This window comes from Ewingella sp. S1.OA.A_B6 (assembly GCF_049889095.1).
Taxonomy (GTDB): Bacteria; Pseudomonadota; Gammaproteobacteria; order Enterobacterales; family Enterobacteriaceae; genus Ewingella.
The window spans coordinates 130,415-147,645 of the sequence record NZ_JBLJFK010000003.1 but is presented as its reverse complement, the minus strand read 5'-3'; the positions used below and the strand labels follow the sequence as shown (position 1 = coordinate 147,645).

Annotated in this window: 10 protein-coding genes and 1 pseudogene; 4 read left to right on the top strand and 7 right to left on the bottom strand. The window is 54.2% G+C overall.

The window, feature by feature from the left end; all coding sequences use genetic code 11:
- The first annotated feature begins 23 nt into the window (after positions 1 to 23).
- Both mgtA and ACMV8I_RS10420 read left to right on the top strand, forming a co-directional pair.
- Positions 24 to 2,738 carry a magnesium-translocating P-type ATPase gene (gene mgtA / locus ACMV8I_RS10425; RefSeq protein WP_498865155.1) on the top strand — a complete coding sequence of 905 codons (2,715 nt, stop codon included), beginning with the start codon at positions 24 to 26 and terminating at the stop codon, positions 2,736 to 2,738.
- A gap of 141 nt (positions 2,739 to 2,879) precedes the next feature.
- A complete protein-coding gene (locus tag ACMV8I_RS10420) occupies positions 2,880 to 5,273 on the top strand; it encodes a beta-N-acetylhexosaminidase (protein ID WP_498865154.1) in 2,394 nt (797 codons plus the stop codon).
- Between the two features lie 48 nt (positions 5,274 to 5,321).
- Here the strand turns inward: ACMV8I_RS10420 and ACMV8I_RS10415 are convergent.
- From ACMV8I_RS10415 to ACMV8I_RS10395, 5 genes and pseudogenes are all read right to left on the bottom strand, one after another.
- Positions 5,322 to 5,812 (bottom strand): annotated as a pseudogene (locus tag ACMV8I_RS10415) (ABC transporter permease subunit); the annotation flags it as partial.
- 142 nt (positions 5,813 to 5,954) lie between these two features.
- Positions 5,955 to 7,166, bottom strand: coding sequence for a serine/threonine transporter SstT (gene sstT / locus ACMV8I_RS10410; RefSeq protein WP_498865153.1), 1,212 nt, complete (start codon positions 7,164 to 7,166; stop codon positions 5,955 to 5,957).
- A 137-nt stretch (positions 7,167 to 7,303) separates the two neighbouring features.
- The gene (locus tag ACMV8I_RS10405; protein WP_498865152.1) at positions 7,304 to 8,275 is read right to left on the bottom strand and encodes a TerC family protein; all 972 of its coding nucleotides are present in this window, start codon (positions 8,273 to 8,275) and stop codon (positions 7,304 to 7,306) included.
- Between the two features lie 453 nt (positions 8,276 to 8,728).
- Positions 8,729 to 9,715 carry a Gfo/Idh/MocA family protein gene (locus ACMV8I_RS10400; protein WP_498865151.1) on the bottom strand — a complete coding sequence of 329 codons (987 nt, stop codon included), beginning with the start codon at positions 9,713 to 9,715 and terminating at the stop codon, positions 8,729 to 8,731.
- A gap of 151 nt (positions 9,716 to 9,866) precedes the next feature.
- Positions 9,867 to 10,373: a M48 metallopeptidase family protein gene (locus ACMV8I_RS10395; RefSeq protein ID WP_498865150.1), complete on the bottom strand. Its 507-nt coding sequence runs from the start codon at positions 10,371 to 10,373 to the stop codon at positions 9,867 to 9,869.
- Between the two features lie 183 nt (positions 10,374 to 10,556).
- On the opposite strand from ACMV8I_RS10395, the gene rlmG reads away from it, so the two are divergent.
- The gene (gene rlmG / locus ACMV8I_RS10390) at positions 10,557 to 11,708 is read left to right on the top strand and encodes a 23S rRNA (guanine(1835)-N(2))-methyltransferase RlmG (protein WP_498865149.1); all 1,152 of its coding nucleotides are present in this window, start codon (positions 10,557 to 10,559) and stop codon (positions 11,706 to 11,708) included.
- Positions 11,709 to 11,851: 143 nt separating this feature from the next.
- Here rlmG and ACMV8I_RS10385 read toward each other — a convergent pair whose 3' ends face one another.
- Entirely contained in the window at positions 11,852 to 13,873 is a 2,022-nt protein-coding gene (locus ACMV8I_RS10385) for an oxidoreductase (protein WP_498865287.1), read from the bottom strand.
- A gap of 395 nt (positions 13,874 to 14,268) precedes the next feature.
- Between ACMV8I_RS10385 and ACMV8I_RS10380 the strand changes: the two genes are divergently transcribed.
- Positions 14,269 to 15,135 carry a crotonase/enoyl-CoA hydratase family protein gene (locus tag ACMV8I_RS10380; RefSeq protein ID WP_498865148.1) on the top strand — a complete coding sequence of 289 codons (867 nt, stop codon included), beginning with the start codon at positions 14,269 to 14,271 and terminating at the stop codon, positions 15,133 to 15,135.
- Between the two features lie 64 nt (positions 15,136 to 15,199).
- Here the strand turns inward: ACMV8I_RS10380 and pdeR are convergent, their stop codons facing one another.
- Positions 15,200 to 17,191 carry a cyclic di-GMP phosphodiesterase gene (pdeR, locus tag ACMV8I_RS10375; RefSeq protein WP_498865147.1) on the bottom strand — a complete coding sequence of 664 codons (1,992 nt, stop codon included), beginning with the start codon at positions 17,189 to 17,191 and terminating at the stop codon, positions 15,200 to 15,202.
- Between the last annotated feature and the right edge of the window lie 40 nt (positions 17,192 to 17,231).

The window sequence follows — 17,231 nt, the reverse complement described above, 5'->3', positions numbered from 1 at the left end:
TGGACGCAACAAAGAGTCTAATCATGTTCAAAAATTTCACTCAAAGGCTGCTTAATGCACTTAGCCGTAATTTGCCGCGCCGTCTGGTTCGTCGAGATCCAATGCTGGGCGATTCTATCCAGGAAAGCATCAATGGCAGCAAAATGCCGGAAGTGCCTGCCAGCATTGCGGCGCATAGCATGCAGTGTGCCCGTGCCACAGAAGATAGCCTCTACCTGCAATTTGGCAGCCATCCCGAAGGGCTGACCGGAGAGGAAGCCGATGCTATCCGCGAACGCGTCGGCCCGAATCAGACTGACGATCAACAGCCTGCACCATGGTGGTTGCACCTGTGGCATTGCTACCGTAATCCGTTCAACCTGCTGCTGACCGTGCTGGGTCTGGTTTCCTATGCCACTGACGACCTCACCGCCGCGCTGGTGATTGGCGCGATGGTGTTTATTTCTACCTTTATGCACTTCATTCAGGAAGCGCGCTCCAACAAAGCCGCCGATGCGTTGAAAGCCATGGTCAGTAACACGGCCACCGTGCTGCGCAGCGATGCCCACACCGGCCGCAGTGAAACCATGGAGCTGCCGATAAGCCAACTGGTGCCGGGCGATCTGGTTAAACTCTCCGCTGGTGACATGATCCCGGCCGACTTACGTATTCTCTCTGCCAAAGACTTATTTATCAGCCAGGCAGCTCTCACCGGTGAATCTCTGCCGGTCGAAAAACAGGCCTGCAGCCGGATGCCGCTCGATTGCGATCCGCTGGAGCAGGATACCCTGTGCTTCATGGGTACCAACGTGGTCAGCGGCACGGCGATGGCTATCGTCATTGCTACCGGTGGCGAAACCTGGTTTGGTCAACTGGCCGAACGGGTCACGCAGGAAGAGACACAGCCTAATGCCTTCCAGGCAGGGATCAGTAAAGTCAGCTGGTTGTTGATCCGCTTTATGATGGTGATGACTCCCATCGTTCTGGTGATCAACGGTTTTACCAAGGGTGACTGGTGGGAGGCGGCGCTGTTTGCGCTCTCCGTGGCGGTGGGTTTGACGCCGGAAATGCTGCCGATGATCGTCACTTCTACGCTGGCGAAAGGCGCGGTGAAGCTGTCGAAACAGAAAGTGATCGTCAAACGTCTGGATGCAATTCAGAACTTCGGCGCGATGGATATTCTCTGTACCGATAAAACCGGCACCCTGACGCAGGATAAAATTGTCCTTGAGCGTCATACCGACGTGCTTGGGGAAACCAGTGACGAGGTGCTGCATCTGGCATGGCTTAACAGCCATTATCAGACTGGCCTGAAAAACTTGCTCGACGTCGCGGTGCTGGAGTCCACCGGGATGACCCACGCCGCAAACTGGCTGAAAGTGGATGAGATCCCGTTTGATTTCGATCGCCGCCGGATGTCCGTGGTAGTTTCTGAAAACGCCGATAACCACCGCCTGATTTGCAAAGGGGCGCTGGAAGAGATGCTGTCAATCTCTACGCTGGTGCAGATTAACGGTGAGATTGTTCCACTGACCGATCTGCTGCTGGCGCGCATCCGTCGTATTACCGATGACCTCAATCAACAGGGGCTGCGGGTGGTGGCGGTGGCGCATAAAGTGATGCCGTCGCGTACCCAGGGCTACGGTGTGAATGACGAATCCAGCCTGATTCTGGCCGGTTACATTGCGTTCCTTGATCCGCCAAAAGAGAGCACCGCACCGGCGCTGAAAGCGCTGAAGAACAAAGGCGTGACGGTTAAAATCCTCACTGGTGACAACCCGCTGGTAGCCCGCAAAGTCTGTAAAGACGTGGGCCTGCAGGTCGATCATATTTTGCTCGGCAGCGATATCGAAGTGATGGATGACATCCAACTGCTGGCCGCCGCCGAAACCACCACGGTATTTGCCAAACTGACGCCGATGCACAAAGAGCGCATTGTGCGGGTGCTGCGTGGCGCCGGTCACGTGGTCGGCTTCATGGGTGACGGTATCAATGATGCGCCAGCGCTGCGCGCTGCAGACATCGGTATTTCAGTGGATTCTGCGGTGGATATCGCCAAGGAAGCGGCCGATATCATCCTGCTTGAAAAGAGCCTGATGGTACTGGAGCAGGGCGTTACCGAAGGGCGCAGAACCTTTACCAATATGTTGAAGTACATAAAAATGACCGCCAGTTCCAACTTTGGTAACGTCTTCAGCGTGCTGGTAGCCAGCGCCTTCCTGCCGTTCTTACCAATGTTGCCGCTGCATCTGTTAATTCAGAACCTGATTTATGATGTGTCTCAGGTCGCGATCCCGTTTGATAACGTTGATGAAGAGCAACTGGCAAAACCACAGCGCTGGAATGCGGGCGATATCGGCCGTTTTATGGTGTTTTTCGGGCCGATAAGCTCGGTCTTTGACATTCTAACTTTCAGCCTGATGTGGTGGGTTTTCAAGGCCAATACGCCGGAAATGCAGACGCTGTTCCAGTCCGGCTGGTTTATCGAAGGGCTGCTGTCGCAGACGCTGATTGTGCATATGATCCGCACCCGTAAAGTGCCGTTCTTCCAAAGCCGCGCCTCGTGGCCGCTGTGTCTCATGACCCTGATGGTGGTGATTGTCGGCATCGGGCTTATCTACTCGCCGGTCGCCGGATTCCTGCAATTACAGGCTCTGCCGCTCAGCTACTTCCCATGGTTAATCGCCATTCTGGCCGGTTACATGGTGCTGACCCAGTGCGTCAAAGGCTGGTTCGTACGTCGTTATGGTTGGCAGTAAATGACAGCGTTTAAGCAGTAATTGTTAAGGAAAGACGGTGATTGTTAACTCAATCACCGTCTTTTTTTTTACCACGCGCTATAGTTATTCCTTACGTTTCAGCGAACTACGATTGTTTGCTTTCTCTGAGGGATCTCATCAATGCTTTTGCCATTCCGTCGTTCCATGTTTGCCTCGTCGTTACTCCTGGCTATCACCGCTACGGCGTTTGCCGCACCCGCAGGCAATCTGCCGCTGATGCCCTGGCCGCAGCAGGTGGAGGTCGCGCCGGATGCCGGGAAATGGGGGGTGGATACTTCACTCTCCGTTGCCGTCAGTGGGGATGATTTAGGCCCGGCGGTCAGCCGCTTGCGTGAACGGATTGAGCAGCAAACCGGCTGGACCTTGCAGCCGCAACCGGCAGATGCGCATCAGAGCAAAATCCAGATTGTGATTAAACATAAAGTCGCTGCTCAACCGATGCCCGACAGCGATGAAAGCTACGAATTAGAGGTCACTCCACAGGGCGCCACCCTGACCGCCAATACCCGCTTTGGCGCGTTGCACGGCATGGAAACGTTGTTGCAGTTGTTGCAGAACGACGGTCAGAATACCTTCCTGCCGCTGGTGACGATTCACGACCAGCCGCGCTTTGCCTGGCGAGGTGTGCTGCTCGACTCCGCCCGTCATTTCCTGCCCGTCAGCACCATTAAACGCCAGCTCGACGGTATGGCCGCGGCCAAGCTGAACGTGTTGCACTGGCATCTGACTGACGATCAGGGCTGGCGCTTTGCCTCGCAGCACTATCCTAAGTTGCAACAGCTTGCCAGCGACGGTGAATTTTATACCGTTGAGCAGATGAAGGATGTGGTGGCGTATGCCACGTCGCTCGGCATCCGCGTGGTGCCGGAAATCGACATGCCGGGCCACGCGTCCGCGATTGCCGTGGCCTATCCAGAGCTTATCAGCGCGCCGGGCCCGTATAAGATGGAGCGCGAGTGGGGGGTGCATGAACCGACGCTTGACCCGTCCAATGACGAAGTTTATAAATTTGCCGACACCCTCATCAGCGAGCTGACCGCTATCTTCCCGGACCCGTATCTGCATATCGGCGGCGACGAAGTGAAAGATACGCAGTGGATGAATTCAAAGGCCATTCAGGCCTATATGCAGAAGAATAATATTGCCGACAGCCATGCCTTACAGGCCGCATTTAATAAGCGGTTGCAGGTTATTTTGCACAAACATCAGCGAAAAATGGTCGGCTGGGATGAGATTTTCCATCCGGATCTGCCGCACGATATTGTTATTCAGTCATGGCAGGGACCGGACTCACTCGGCGCCAGTGCGCAGCAGGGATATCAGGGGATTTTGTCCACCGGCTTCTACCTCGATCAGCCGCAAAGTTCGGCCTATCACTATCGCAATGAGATCCTGCCGCAGCCGCTGGGCGTGAACCAAAACGTGGCAGACGGCGAGAAAGCGCAAAGTTGGCAGTTCAGCATGCCGCGCCTGAAGGGCAAACCGGTGGACGGCAGCTTCACGCTGATTGAAGGCAAAGAGGGCTGGCGTGGATTTATTGATTTCGGCGGTAAAACCCGCCGAGCGGTACGCGATATTATCTGGCAGGACGGTGGCAACGTCAGTTTTGCCGTGGATACCTGGATGGGCGATACGCGGCCGGTGCTGACGCTCAACGAGGGCAAATTCAATGGCTACTTCCTGATTGGCAATGCGCGTTATCCGGCGACGGGCAGCCAGCTCAGCGCCGTTCCTGCCGGAACGCCGCCCGTGGTGCCTGACACGCAGGGGATGAAAAATATTCTCGGTGGAGAAGCCGCGCTGTGGCAGGAGAACATCACGTCACAAATTCTGGATCTGCGTCTGTGGCCGCGCGGCTTTGTGGTTGCAGAACGGTTGTGGTCCGCGCAGAACGTGAAAGACATCGGCAATATGTATCAGCGGCTGGCGAAAATCGACAGCTGGTCCGTGGTGTCCGTCGGTCTGCAACAGCACGCGCAAACCGCCAGAATGATGAGCCGTCTGATGAACAGCACCGACATTACGCCGCTGCTGACGTTCTCCACCGCGCTGGAACCGGCGCAGTATTACACCCGTCAGCACATCAAATTCCAGGCCGGTCATTACACCCAGTTCGAACCGCTGAACCGTTTGGTGGATGCCTTACCTGCCGAGAGCAATGCGGTGCGTGAGCTGGATAATCACATCAGTGCGTTGCTCGCCAACCCGAAAGACGCCGATGCCGCAGCGGCTATCCGCACGCAATTAGAAGTCTGGCAGCGTAATACGCCGCTGGTGCAGCCGCAGCTCACGCAGAACTATGTACTTAAACCGGTTATCCCAGTGGCGGAGCAGGTTGGAAAGCTGTCTGAACTCGGTCTGCAATGGTTGGATCAGGTGCAGAAGGGCACGGCTATCAGTCAGCAGGAACGCCAGCAGGCGCAGGCACAACTGGACGCGGCGGCACAGATTCAGGATGAGCTGGTGATCGCGGCGGTTTATCCGCTGCAAAGATTGTTGCAGGGCATGAAGTAAGGTATCAGCGCCACCGCGATAAAAGGGTGGCGCATGCTTTTTCTTACCTCAGGCCGGTTCGGGTGGGAGATCTATTTTCGATTTTCCTGCCCGCATCAGGCACCACAACGGCAGCGGTAATCAAGCAGGATACACAGCAGAGGATAAATCGACGTCACACCATCGTTTTGCAGATTAATAAACAGTTTTACCGGTATGCCCTGAGGGAAGTAGCAAAACACCATCACGATGCCGAATTCGCCAATCACCCTGACCCAGGCAATCGCCAGCCCAGCGGCGAGCCCGTGTGCTGCGCAGGGTAGCGTTAAACGCATAAACACCGTCACCGGCGACGCCCCCAGCGTTTGGCTGGCCTCTTCGATATCTTTCGGCACGCCCTCAAAGGCCACCCGTGCTGACAGCACAAAGTAGGGCTGCGCGCCGTACACCTGCGCCAGTACAAACGCCGGAGCATTATTATTGAGCGACACGCCCAGCGCGTTCAGGACTTCGCCGATGGACCCGTGGCGGACTGGAGTACGGTAAGGCCAAAAACAAGAGTGGCAGCGGTGAAGGTTTTTTTGCCGAAAAGGGGCGAAAGCATCATGACGATAAATTTATAAACCCCCCGTTACAACGAAAAGAGAGATAAGCGGTGAGAAGAGGAACCGGGCGGCAGTTACCGCCCGGTGATCGTTCAGGCTACGCCTTCTGGCAAGCAGCCGCAGTAAACAACACGTCGGTCGATGAGTTCAGCGCAGTTTCTGCTGAATCCTGCAAGATACCGATGATGAACCCAACGGCAACGACCTGCATAGCGATGTCATTAGGTATGCCAAACAGCGCACAGGCCATCGGGATCAGCAGCAGCGAACCGCCCGCCACACCGGATGCACCACAGGCGCAGACGGCAGCCATCACGCTAAGCAGCAGCGCGGTCAGGATATCCACCTCAATCCCGAGAGTGGTCACCGCTGCCAGCGTCAGCACCGTAATGGTGATCGCCGCACCGGCCATATTGATGGTGGCACCCAACGGGATCGAGACTGAATAGGTATCCTCATCCAGCCCCAATTTACGACACAAATTCATGTTAACCGGAATGTTGGCGGCAGAGCTGCGGGTGAAAAACGCGGTGACGCCGCTTTCCCGCAGGCAAGCGAATACCAGCGGATAAGGGTTGCGACGGATTTTAAAAAATACAATCAGCGGATTGAACACCAGCGCGACCAGTAACATGCAGCCAATGAGCACCGCCAGCAGGTGAGCATAGTCATACAGTGCGCTGAAACCGCTGGTGGCCAGTGTTTCTGCGACCAGACCAAAGATACCCAGCGGTGCAAAACGGATCACCACACGAACAATTTTAGTGACGGCCCCCGAAATATCACTGACCAGCGCCTTGGTTGTTTCAGCGGAGTGGCGCAATGCCAGACCCAGACCAATTGCCCACGCCAGAATGCCGATATAATTGGCATCAATCAGCGCCCGGAACGGGTTAGAGACAATGCTCATGACCAGGTCTTTCAGCACCTCGACAATGCCGCCGGGCGGGGTGATTGCCACATTAGCGGCTTTAAGAGCCAGTGTGGAAGGGAACATAAAGCTGACCAGCACGGCGATCAGGGCTGCCGAGAAGGTTCCGAGCAGGTAAAGAAACAGAATGGGCCCGAGTTTGGTTTTACGCCCCAGCGGGTGGTTCATGATGGAGGCGGTCACCAGCACCAGTACCAGCAGCGGCGCGACGGCTTTCAGCGCACCGACAAATAAACTGCCGAATATTCCTACTGAGCTTGCTGCACCGGGTGCGAGCCAGGCCAGCACGATACCGGCCAGCAGGCCGACGAGGATTTGTTTCACCAGGCTGGCGTGCAGCAGGCGTTGAGTGAGCGATGGCGAGGATTGTGTTTGCATGGAGTCATTCCTTTTTTAATGTTGGCACCGTTCTCTATCCTGAAGGGTGGATCCGCAGGTTAACAAAATTTAGCGCAAAAAATAACGGGCACTTTGCCGTGCCCGTTTGGGATAACGATATTGCGACGCATGCCCGCTTATTTTAAATTTTTTGTGCGGTCGGCCCGATGATTCACCCAAGTGTTGATCAACAGTGTGCCAATCAAAATCGTAGCGATTACCCCGAGCGAAATACTCACCGGAATATGGAAAACGTCAAGCAGCAGCATTTTGATACCGATAAAGATCAGGATCATCGCCAGACCATACTTCAACATGGAGAAGCGTTCTGCCACGCCCGCCAGCAGGAAGTACATTGCCCGCAGGCCGAGAATGGCAAACAGGTTTGAGGTCAGAACGATAAACGGGTCAGTGGTGACGGCGAAAATCGCCGGAATACTGTCGACGGCGAAAATCACGTCGCTCAGTTCCACCATGATCAGCACCAGCAACAGCGGGGTGGCGAACAGCAGGCCGTTGCGGCGCACAAAGAATTTCTCACCCTGAAGCTCATCGGTCATGCGCAGTTTGCTGCGCAGCCAGCGAATCATTGGCTTCTCACCTATTTCACCGTCATCTTCTTTGGCCAGCGCCATTTTGATACCAGTGAACAACAGGAATGCGCCGAAGACGTAAAGGATCCAACTGAATTGTCCCACCAGCCAACTGCCTGCGAAGATCATACCGGTACGCAGGACGATAGCGCCCAGCACGCCATAGACCAGTACGCGACGCTGCAGGTTGGCAGGAACGGAGAAGTAGCTGAAGAGGATCAGCCAGACGAAGACGTTGTCCACTGCCAGCGCTTTCTCCAGCAGGTAACCGGTCAGGAACATGGTCGCCTGGGCGTCAGCGACCTCGCGGCCAAACTCGCCGTTGAGATACCACCAGAAGCCGAAGTTGAACAACAACGACAGGCTAATCCATACCAGCGACCAGATGGCGGCACTTTTCATGGTCATCACCTGCGCGCCTTTACGGCCCTGTAATAGCAGATCAACGGCCAGCATGATAGCCACTACCACGGCGAAACTGCCCCACAAAATCGGGTTCCCGACAGAATTCATCATTACGCAATCCTCCAAAAAACATCAAAAAAAAAACGGCTACGTCGGAAGACGTTAGCCGCTCTTACAGAGCTACAAGCAAACCTCGCCTTCCGGCAAGGTCTCACTTACAACCCCTTTACCTTTCATCCTTCGAGCCGCAGGGGCGTAGCTGCACTTATTCATCCGAATCACTGACCTGTGTCAGCTCATCGGGATCCGTGCGCTTGCCGCCTACCTGCACCTCGAATGATTTTGGGTAAATATTCATTCGATGAATTATTGGGTTGCCCGGTAACCGGATGGCTGAGACAGCGCTGCATGAGCGCGGGTCCAGACACCGTAATGACGATTATCCGACGAAGAAGTTACTCCCCTATGCGTAGCGGAAAGTAATTCAGAATATGTCAAAAGTCAAACATTTCGAAATACTAACCTGTCAGCGCCTGACGCTTGCCAGGTTCAGATGATTTCTATTTAAATAGCGCTATCGGCGGGGAAGACGACGCCAGTCTGACGACGGATTTCAGTCAGTAATTTAGCGGTGATGCGTGAGACTTCCAGCCCCGGATGGCCGACAAACTGGTTCTCCACCAGCAGTGCGAAAGTCTCGGCTTCATACAGCATGGTATTGATGTGCTGAGGCCGGGTCAGATCGAGTTTCTGGCTGCCGCGAGGGATCAGGCTCAGCGTCTGGCATTCGGAGATCTTCTCCATCTGCAGCACGCCATCTTCGCCCTGAATTTCACTCGGCAACAACGAATCGCTGATTTTAGAATGGTTGATCACCACGTCAAAATCATCGGCATAGCGCAGAACCACGGTACCCTGACCATCAACCCCGCCTTTGAGCAATGTGGCTGAGGCATTGACTGACAGCGGTTCGCCAAACAGTGAGACCGTGCTTGCCAGGCAGTAATAGCCGATATCCATAATCGAACCATTAGAGAATGCAGGATCAAAAGTATTCGGATTTTCACCTGCCAGATAACGCGGATAACGCGATGAATACTGGCAATAATTGAAGATGGCCTTACGCAGTTTACCAATGCGATTTAGCGCGTCTTTCATGTGCAGGAAATTAGGCAGATAGGCGGTTTTGAAGGCTTCAAACAGCACCACGTGGTTTTCGGTAGCGCAGGCGATCATGCTTTCGGCTTCGCGCAAATTTGAAGACAGTGGCTTTTCGCAAATCACATGTTTCTTATGGCTGAGAAACAGCAGCGTTTGTTGGCAGTGCAGGGAGTTCGGGCTGGCGATGTAAACCGCGTCAATGTCGGCGGAGGCGGCCAGCGCTGCCAGTGAGTCAAAATAGTGTTCGACCGGGTATTCGTGACCGAAGGCTTTTGCGCCGTCCAGCGTGCGGGAATAAATCGCCGTCAGTTTCATCTTGCCGCTCTCGTGCGCGGCGTCAATGAAACGTTGGGTGATCCAGTTGGTGCCGACAACAGCAAAGCGAATCATATTCTCTCCATAATCCCCTTCATCCTTCGAACTGCCTCTGCGTTGGCCGCCTTCGCGAACCCCAGTCACATACTGATGTATGCTCTTGAGGATTCACTCAGTTGCCGCCTTGATGCAACTCGAATGCTTTTGGGGAGAATTTGTTTTTTGTTTATGGGTATAACTTACCGAAGATTTCCAGATGCGTCAGGTACATACGGGTATCGAATTCTAACTGGTGATAGTCAGGTGTCATATGACAGCACAGGTTGTAAAAGGCCTTGTTGTGTTCTTTTTCTTTAAGATGCGCCAGTTCGTGTACCACGATCATTTTAAGAAAAGCTTCCGGTGCGCTTTTAAACACCGTGGCTACGCGGATCTCCGCCTTGGCTTTCAGTTTACCTCCCTGAATACGGGAAATCGCAGTATGCAGCCCCAGCGCGTGCTTCATCACATGAATTTTGTTGTCGTAGGCCACTTTGCTCAGCGGTGAGGAACTGCGTAAATACTGATTCTTCAGATCGAGCGTAAACTGATACAGCGACTTGTCAGTGGTGACCTCGTGCGGCTGCGGATAACGCGACAGCAGAACCTGCCCCAGACGCTGTTGGTCGATTAACTGGTGTACCTGAGTCTGTAGCGACTCAGAATAGCCTTGCAGATAGGTCAATTCAGACATAACTGTTTGCTTTAGCTCTCATTGATCCAAAAGGGAGGGTCGCAGGGTGATACGGGTTTTGCATAGAAAACCGGGCGTTAACACCTAATGACGGCAGATAAAGCCCTTTTTAACTGAAAAAACATTTTACTGATAGCTCAATTTAAGGGATAAACAGCGCAAATTGAATAATGAGGAAGGCTAATGAGCCAATTCGAACTCGAACTGGGTAAGCAGCGACTGCAACTGGAGCTGGAACGTTATCCGCAAGAAGAGACGTCAACACAGTTACAGGCATGGGAAGCTGCGGATGAGTATCTGCTGCAGACCCTCACTACCGACGCGCTCAATGGCCGTCCTGTACTGGTTTTCAACGATACTTTTGGCACGCTGGCCTGTGCACTACAGCAATTCGAACCGACCAGCATTGGCGACTCTTTTATGAGCCAACTGGCGACACGCCATAATCTGCGCCTTAATGGTTTTGATGACGAAAGCATTTCTCAGCAAAGCAGTCTGGTGCCATTACCGATCAACCCCGGGCTCGTGGTGATCAAAATACCTAAAACGCTGGCTCTGCTGGAACAACAGCTGCTTGCTTTGCGCGAAGTGGTGACGCCGGATACGCAGATTATCGCCGGTGCCAAAGCGCGTGATGTGCATACCTCCACGCTGCAACTGTTCGAGAAAATTCTTGGCCCGACCAAAACCACGCTGGCGTGGAAGAAAGCCCGTCTGATCCACTGTGAGGCCACCCTGCCTGCGCAGGCAGCTGAGCAGGTCACCACCGAATGGGCGCTTGATGACAGCGAGTACCGCATTACCAACCACGCCAACGTCTTTTCGCGCACCGGCCTTGATATTGGCGCACGTTTCTTTATGCAGCATTTGCCGGAAGGTATTGAAGGGCGCATGGTCGACTTAGGTTGCGGGAACGGCGTGATCGGCATGACCGCGCTGGCGCTGAACCCGGACGCAGAAATGTTGTTTGTGGATGAGTCGTTCATGGCGGTGGAATCGAGCAAGATGAACGTCGAGAATAACCTGCCGGAAGATCTCAACCGCTGCCATTTTGAAGTCAACAATATGCTGGCGGGCGTTGAACGCGAAACCCTGCATGCGGTGTTTTGCAACCCGCCGTTCCATCAGGGTACCGTGATGAGTGATGATACTGCCTGGCGCATGTTCTGCGATGCCAAGCGCTGTCTGCAAACCGGCGGCGAACTGCGCATCGTCGGCAACCGTCATCTGGATTACTACCAGAAACTGCGTCGCCTGTTTGGTAACTGCACCACCATCGCCACCAACCAGAAGTTTGTTGTGTTGAGGGCCGTGAAGTCAGCGTCAAAAAGCTAAGTCCGTCATCCTTCAAGCTGCCTCTGCGCTGGCTGCCTTTATTCACCCCGGTCACTTACTGATGTAAGCTCCCGGGGTTCATTCAGTTGCCGCCTGGATGCAACTTGAATGATTTAGCGCTACGAGTCGGATGTGATGCTTACTTAAATCGCCATGGCCAACCTTGTTCCCTGATCAATCGCCCGCCGGGCATCCAGCTCCAGGGCGATATCCGCGCCGCCAATCAAATGTGTCGTTTTCCCCGCCGCCAGCAGTGGTTCAAGCAGCGCCCGTTGCGGTTCTTGCCCGGCGCAAATAATCACGTTATCCACCGTCAGACATTCACTCACGCCGTCGCGTGTGATATGCAATCCCTGGTTATCAATACGTTCATAGCTCACACCGCTCCACATTCTCACACCGCGCTGTAACAGGCTGGCGCGGTGGATCCAGCCGGTGGTTTTACCCAAACTGGCACCCACTTTGCTGCTTTTGCGCTGCAATAACACCACGTCACGTGCGGCAGGCTCGGCCTTCGGGCCTCCGGGAACCAGGCCGCCGCGTTGGGTCAAGGTCTGATCGATCCCCCATTCATGGCTGAAAATCGTGCTGTCGAGACTGGCCGACGGGCCGCTCTGCACCAGATATTCCGCCGTATCAAAACCAATTCCGCCTGCGCCAATGATCGCCACGCGAGGGCCAACCGGTTTTTTGTCACGCAGTACGTCGAGATAAGTCAGTACGCTCGGGTGATCAATCCCGGCGATCTCCGGCAGGCGCGGGGAGATGCCGCAGGCGAGGATCACTTCGTCATAGCCGTCGAGCTGGCTGGCACTGACTTTTTCACCCAGACGCAGGGTCACCTGCAACATTGCCAACTGGCGGGAGAAATAGCGCAGCGTCTGGGTGAACTCCTCTTTACCGGGGATCTGCTTAGCGATATTAAACTGCCCCCCGATTTCAGGGTTAGCATCGAACAGGGTGACGTGATGCCCACGACTGGCGGCGGTGGTGGCGAAGGCAAGTCCTGCCGGACCCGCACCGACAACGGCCAGTCGTTTGACATGCTGGGCCGGGAGCAGCGGCATTTCGGTTTCACGGCAGGCGCGGGGATTGACTAAGCATGAGGTCAGTTCTCCGGCGAAAATCTGGTCCAGACAGGCCTGATTACAGCCGATGCAGGTATTAATTTCATCGGCGCGCCCCTGGGCGGCTTTCTGCACGAAAGCCGGATCGGCGAGGAATGGGCGCGCCATCGACACCATGTCGGCGCAGCCGCTGGCGAGTAGGTCTTCGGCCACCTGCGGATCATTGATACGGTTGGTGGTGATCAGCGGAATATTCACTTTGCCCATCAGTTTACGTGTCACCCAGCTGAATCCGGCGCGCGGCACCATGGTGGCGATGGTGGGTACGCGGGCTTCGTGCCAACCGATGCCGGTATTGATGATGCTGGCACCGGCCTGCTCAATGCGCTGAGCCAGCGTTTCGATCTCATCCCAGCTTGATCCCTCTTCGACCAGATCCAGCATCGACAGGCGATAGATAATAATAAAGTGTGGGCCACAGATGGCACGTACGGCCCGCACCACTTCCAGCGCAAAACGCATGCGATTATCGGCGTTGCCACCCCATTGATCCGTGCGCTGGTTGGTGCGGGCGGCCAAAAACTGGTTTATCAGATAGCCTTCGGATCCCATGATCTCAACGCCGTCGTAGCCGGACTGCTGCGCTAACGCTGCACAGCGGGCGAAATCAGCCAGGGTTTCCTCGACCTGTTCGCCCGTCAGCGCCAGCGGTGAAAAACGATTAATTGGCGCCTGCAAGGCCGAAGGTGCGACCGGATTGGGCTGGTAGCTGTAGCGTCCGGCATGCAAGATCTGCAGGGCGATTTTTCCACCGGCCAGATGCACCGCGTCGGTCACTACCTTGTGATGTGGGATTTGTTGTGCCTGGTTGAGCACCGAGCCGCCGTGATACACCACGCCCTGAAGATTAGGCGCGATGCCGCCAGTGACGATAAGTCCCACGCCTGCCGTCGCGCGTTCTGCGTAAAACGCGGCCATGCGCTGCGGGCCGTTCTCCAACTCTTCCAGCCCGGTATGCATTGAACCCATCAGCACGCGATTTTTAAGCTGGGTAAAACCTAAATCCAGCGGCGCCAGCAGGTGCGGATAAAAAGGCATATCGCGTTCGCTCATAGGAGATACTCTTAAGTGGTCGGATGAGATAAAGATCAATTTAGCTGTTGAACGGGGAATTTAAAAGGGTAACGCTGGCGAATGTGATTAGGCTCATAAAAATTAAAAAAGAGTAAAAGAATCGTTCGGCAAGAAGAGTCGATAGCCAGCATGGTTCTGTCTATGGGAAATTCTGATTTTGGTTAATGCCCTGGCGAAAAAAATAGAACTCCCACGAGGCCAGGTTATTTATTTCCCTGCTAATTTTTTAAATTAAAACATTATTTCGCTTCATTGAGATTATTTTTACCGCATAAACTCGAATCGATTCAGTTCGGGTTAGAGCTGGAATAGGCTGGACCTGCTTCACCCACCATCCCTTTCTTACCTGGATATTAACTATGAATCTTATTGACCATACAGCGTGTCGTCCATTTACCGAAGCCGGGCATTTAACGCAAATTGCTGCCTATTATGAAGAAGGCCGTAATGTCATGTGGATGATGCTGAAAGCCTTTCCCCGCCCTTGTTTTAATCAGCTGTTAATCGAAGACATTATGAACCTGACCTATGCGGCAAAGGCCTCAGGGTTACGGTTTGATTTTTGGGTTACCGGTTCTTTGGTGCCTAATATTTATAATGTCGGCGGTGACCTGAGTTTTTTTGTTGATTCAATCCTTAATAATAAACGCGAAGCATTACGTGCTTATGCCCGTGCCTGTATCGATTGTGTTCATGCGGCTGCTCGAGGTTTCGATGTCGGTGCAGTCAGTCTATCGATGATCGAAGGGACTGCGCTGGGCGGGGGCTTCGAGGCTGCGCTGGCGCATCACTATGTGCTGGCACAGAACACCGCCCGGATGGGATTTCCGGAAATTGCTTTTAATCTGTTTCCCGGCATGGGCGGTTATTCGTTGGTGTCGCGTAAATCGGGCATGCGGCTGGCGGAGGAACTTATCTCTACCGGAGAGTCACATACGGCGGAGTGGTTCGAAAGCCGCGGGCTGGTAGATATACTGTTCCAGCCGGGTGATGCGTTCATCGCTACCCGTACCTTTATCGATACACTCAGGCCAAAGCTCAACGGGATCAGAGCTATGATCCGTGCGCGCCAGCGTGTGTTGCAACTTTCGCGTTCGGAGCTGATGGATATTACGGAAGATTGGGTCGATGCGGCCTTTACTCTGGAAGAGAAAGACGTCGCTTACATGGAACGGCTGGTGATGTTACAAAATCGCCATACGGCTTCTGTGCGTAAAACCGGTTAGTCTGCTTATACCTATTGTCCCGCCACAATAACTGCCAATCCTGACAGCTAGCGCGAGGCTGTGTTCAAACGACCGGGTGAAGTTTTGCTCTCTGTACAAGCCAGTGCTCCAGCTCGTCTGCGGGCATTGGCTTGGCAAACAGGAAACCTTGTTTGCTGTCCACGCCGATTTCGTCAATCAGCAACTCTTCTTCAAGCGTTGCTACGCCTTCCGCCACCACGTTTAATTGCAGCGTTCTTGCCACGGCAACGATCGCCCGTACCAGGGCCTGTGAAACCGGACTGTGATTGATGCCACGCACAAAACTCTGGTCCAGCTTGATCGCGTCGAGAGGAATACGCGCCAGTTGGGACAGCGAGGAGTAGCCGGTGCCGAAGTCATCCAGGTACACTTCCGCGCCGAGTTTACGCAGCTGGTTTATCATAGCGACGGCGGCTTTTTCATCTTCAACCAGGCAGCTTTCCGTCAGCTCGAAATCGAGCAGACAGTGCTTCATTCCGGAATTTTGCATGGCTTCTGTAAAGTTGGCGACCAGTGAAAAATTACCCAATTGCCGGGCCGAAAGATTGACGGCGATACGCAGGTTCAGCCCCTTGCGCTGCCAGTCGGCGGCCTGTTGCGTGGCGGTATCTATCACCCATTTGCCGAGTGGCGCAATAAGGCCAGACTCTTCGGCGTAAGGAATAAAGTCCTGCGGCTGAATAATGCCGCGCTCCGGTGAGCGCCAGCGCAGCAGCGCTTCGACGCTCAGAACGTCACCATTGGCGGCAACTTTCGGCTGGTAGTAGAGCATCAGTTGATGCTCTACCAGTGCTTTGCGCAGGTGGGTATCCAGCCACATAAATTCAGCGACTTTCTTGTTCATCTCCGGCGAAAATACGCAGTGCGCATTTTTACCGCTCTCTTTTGCCACGTACATGGCCGTGTCGGCATTACGTAGCAGATTTTCTGAATCAATGCCGTGCTGCGGACAGACGGCAATACCGCTAGAACAGGCGGTGTAAACCTCGATCAAACCAATGCGAAATGGCGCTTTAAGGCGGCCGAGGATCTGCTGGCTGATGGCTTCGAGCGCCTCCACCGAGGTGTAGGTGCTGAGAATGATGAATTCGTCGCCCCCGAGCCGCGCCAGCGTATCGGTCTCTTTCAGGCAGTCCAGAATGGCGTGCGCTACCTCTTTGAGCAGGCGGTCACCAAACATATGGCCATAGGCATCGTTAACTTTTTTGAAGTTATCCAGATCAAGGTATATCAGTCCGACCTGATTATCGCCGCGCTCTTCAAGCGCTGTACGCAATAGTTCCTGCAAGGCATTGCGGTTCGCCAAACCGGTGATGACGTCAGTGTTGGCGAGTACCCGTAATCTCTCCTGCGCCATGCGTTCATCGGTGATATCCGAGCCAGAGCAGATCAGAAATTTTTGCTGTTTTCCACTGCCGCTGTGGACAAATTTATTACGAAACAGAAACAGCCGCTGGCCTTTGACCGTATTTATCCAGCGCTCGACTTCGTAGGATTGCTCATTCTGGAAGAAGCCGGTGATGTTTTGGCGTGAAGCGATACCCTCTTCCATCGACATAAACAGCTCATAGGCGCTGCGCCCGATAACGTCCTCTTCACGCAGGCCGGTGTACTCCTCGCTCAGTCGGTTAAAGCGGTGAACTTTGCCCTCCTGATCGATAATGACGATCACGGAGTTAGCTTCTGAAACCACCTGTTCGGCGAAGCTCAGCCCGACTTCAAGGTCGTGCGCCACCGAGGCGGTATCTTCAAAATCAGAGGCAGTGCCGGCCCAGACCTGATTATCGACTTTTCTGCCGACCAGATAGAGGCAAATAGGGGTGCCAAACAGCGAGACGTCCAGTGTAAAACAGGAGGTGATACCCGTCAGTTCGCGGATACGCGCCGCCTGATATCCAGTCAATGATACGGCGACGTTGGTGACACCCTTCTCAGCGGATAACTCGAGGGCATTACTGTCAGACCCCATACGCCAATAAGGGCGCGGGGTGCCAAAGTGCAGGTACAGAATGGAGTCATCTTTAGTGTCTTTCATGAAAGTATCTCCGCTTGTAAACTGCACGCCAGCTATTCTG

What these genes read in the sequence shown, in the direction of transcription:
- mgtA (WP_498865155.1), top strand. Translation starts at nt 24, where the DNA reads ATGTTCAAAAATTTCACTCAAAGGCTGCTTAATGCACTTAGCCGTAAT.
- ACMV8I_RS10420 (WP_498865154.1), top strand. Translation starts at nt 2,880, where the DNA reads ATGCTTTTGCCATTCCGTCGTTCCATGTTTGCCTCGTCGTTACTCCTG.
- sstT (WP_498865153.1), bottom strand. Translation starts at nt 7,166, where the DNA reads ATGCAAACACAATCCTCGCCATCGCTCACTCAACGCCTGCTGCACGCC.
- ACMV8I_RS10405 (WP_498865152.1), bottom strand. Translation starts at nt 8,275, where the DNA reads ATGATGAATTCTGTCGGGAACCCGATTTTGTGGGGCAGTTTCGCCGTG.
- ACMV8I_RS10400 (WP_498865151.1), bottom strand. Translation starts at nt 9,715, where the DNA reads ATGATTCGCTTTGCTGTTGTCGGCACCAACTGGATCACCCAACGTTTC.
- ACMV8I_RS10395 (WP_498865150.1), bottom strand. Translation starts at nt 10,373, where the DNA reads ATGTCTGAATTGACCTATCTGCAAGGCTATTCTGAGTCGCTACAGACT.
- rlmG (WP_498865149.1), top strand. Translation starts at nt 10,557, where the DNA reads ATGAGCCAATTCGAACTCGAACTGGGTAAGCAGCGACTGCAACTGGAG.
- ACMV8I_RS10385 (WP_498865287.1), bottom strand. Translation starts at nt 13,873, where the DNA reads ATGCCTTTTTATCCGCACCTGCTGGCGCCGCTGGATTTAGGTTTTACC.
- ACMV8I_RS10380 (WP_498865148.1), top strand. Translation starts at nt 14,269, where the DNA reads ATGAATCTTATTGACCATACAGCGTGTCGTCCATTTACCGAAGCCGGG.
- pdeR (WP_498865147.1), bottom strand. Translation starts at nt 17,191, where the DNA reads ATGAAAGACACTAAAGATGACTCCATTCTGTACCTGCACTTTGGCACC.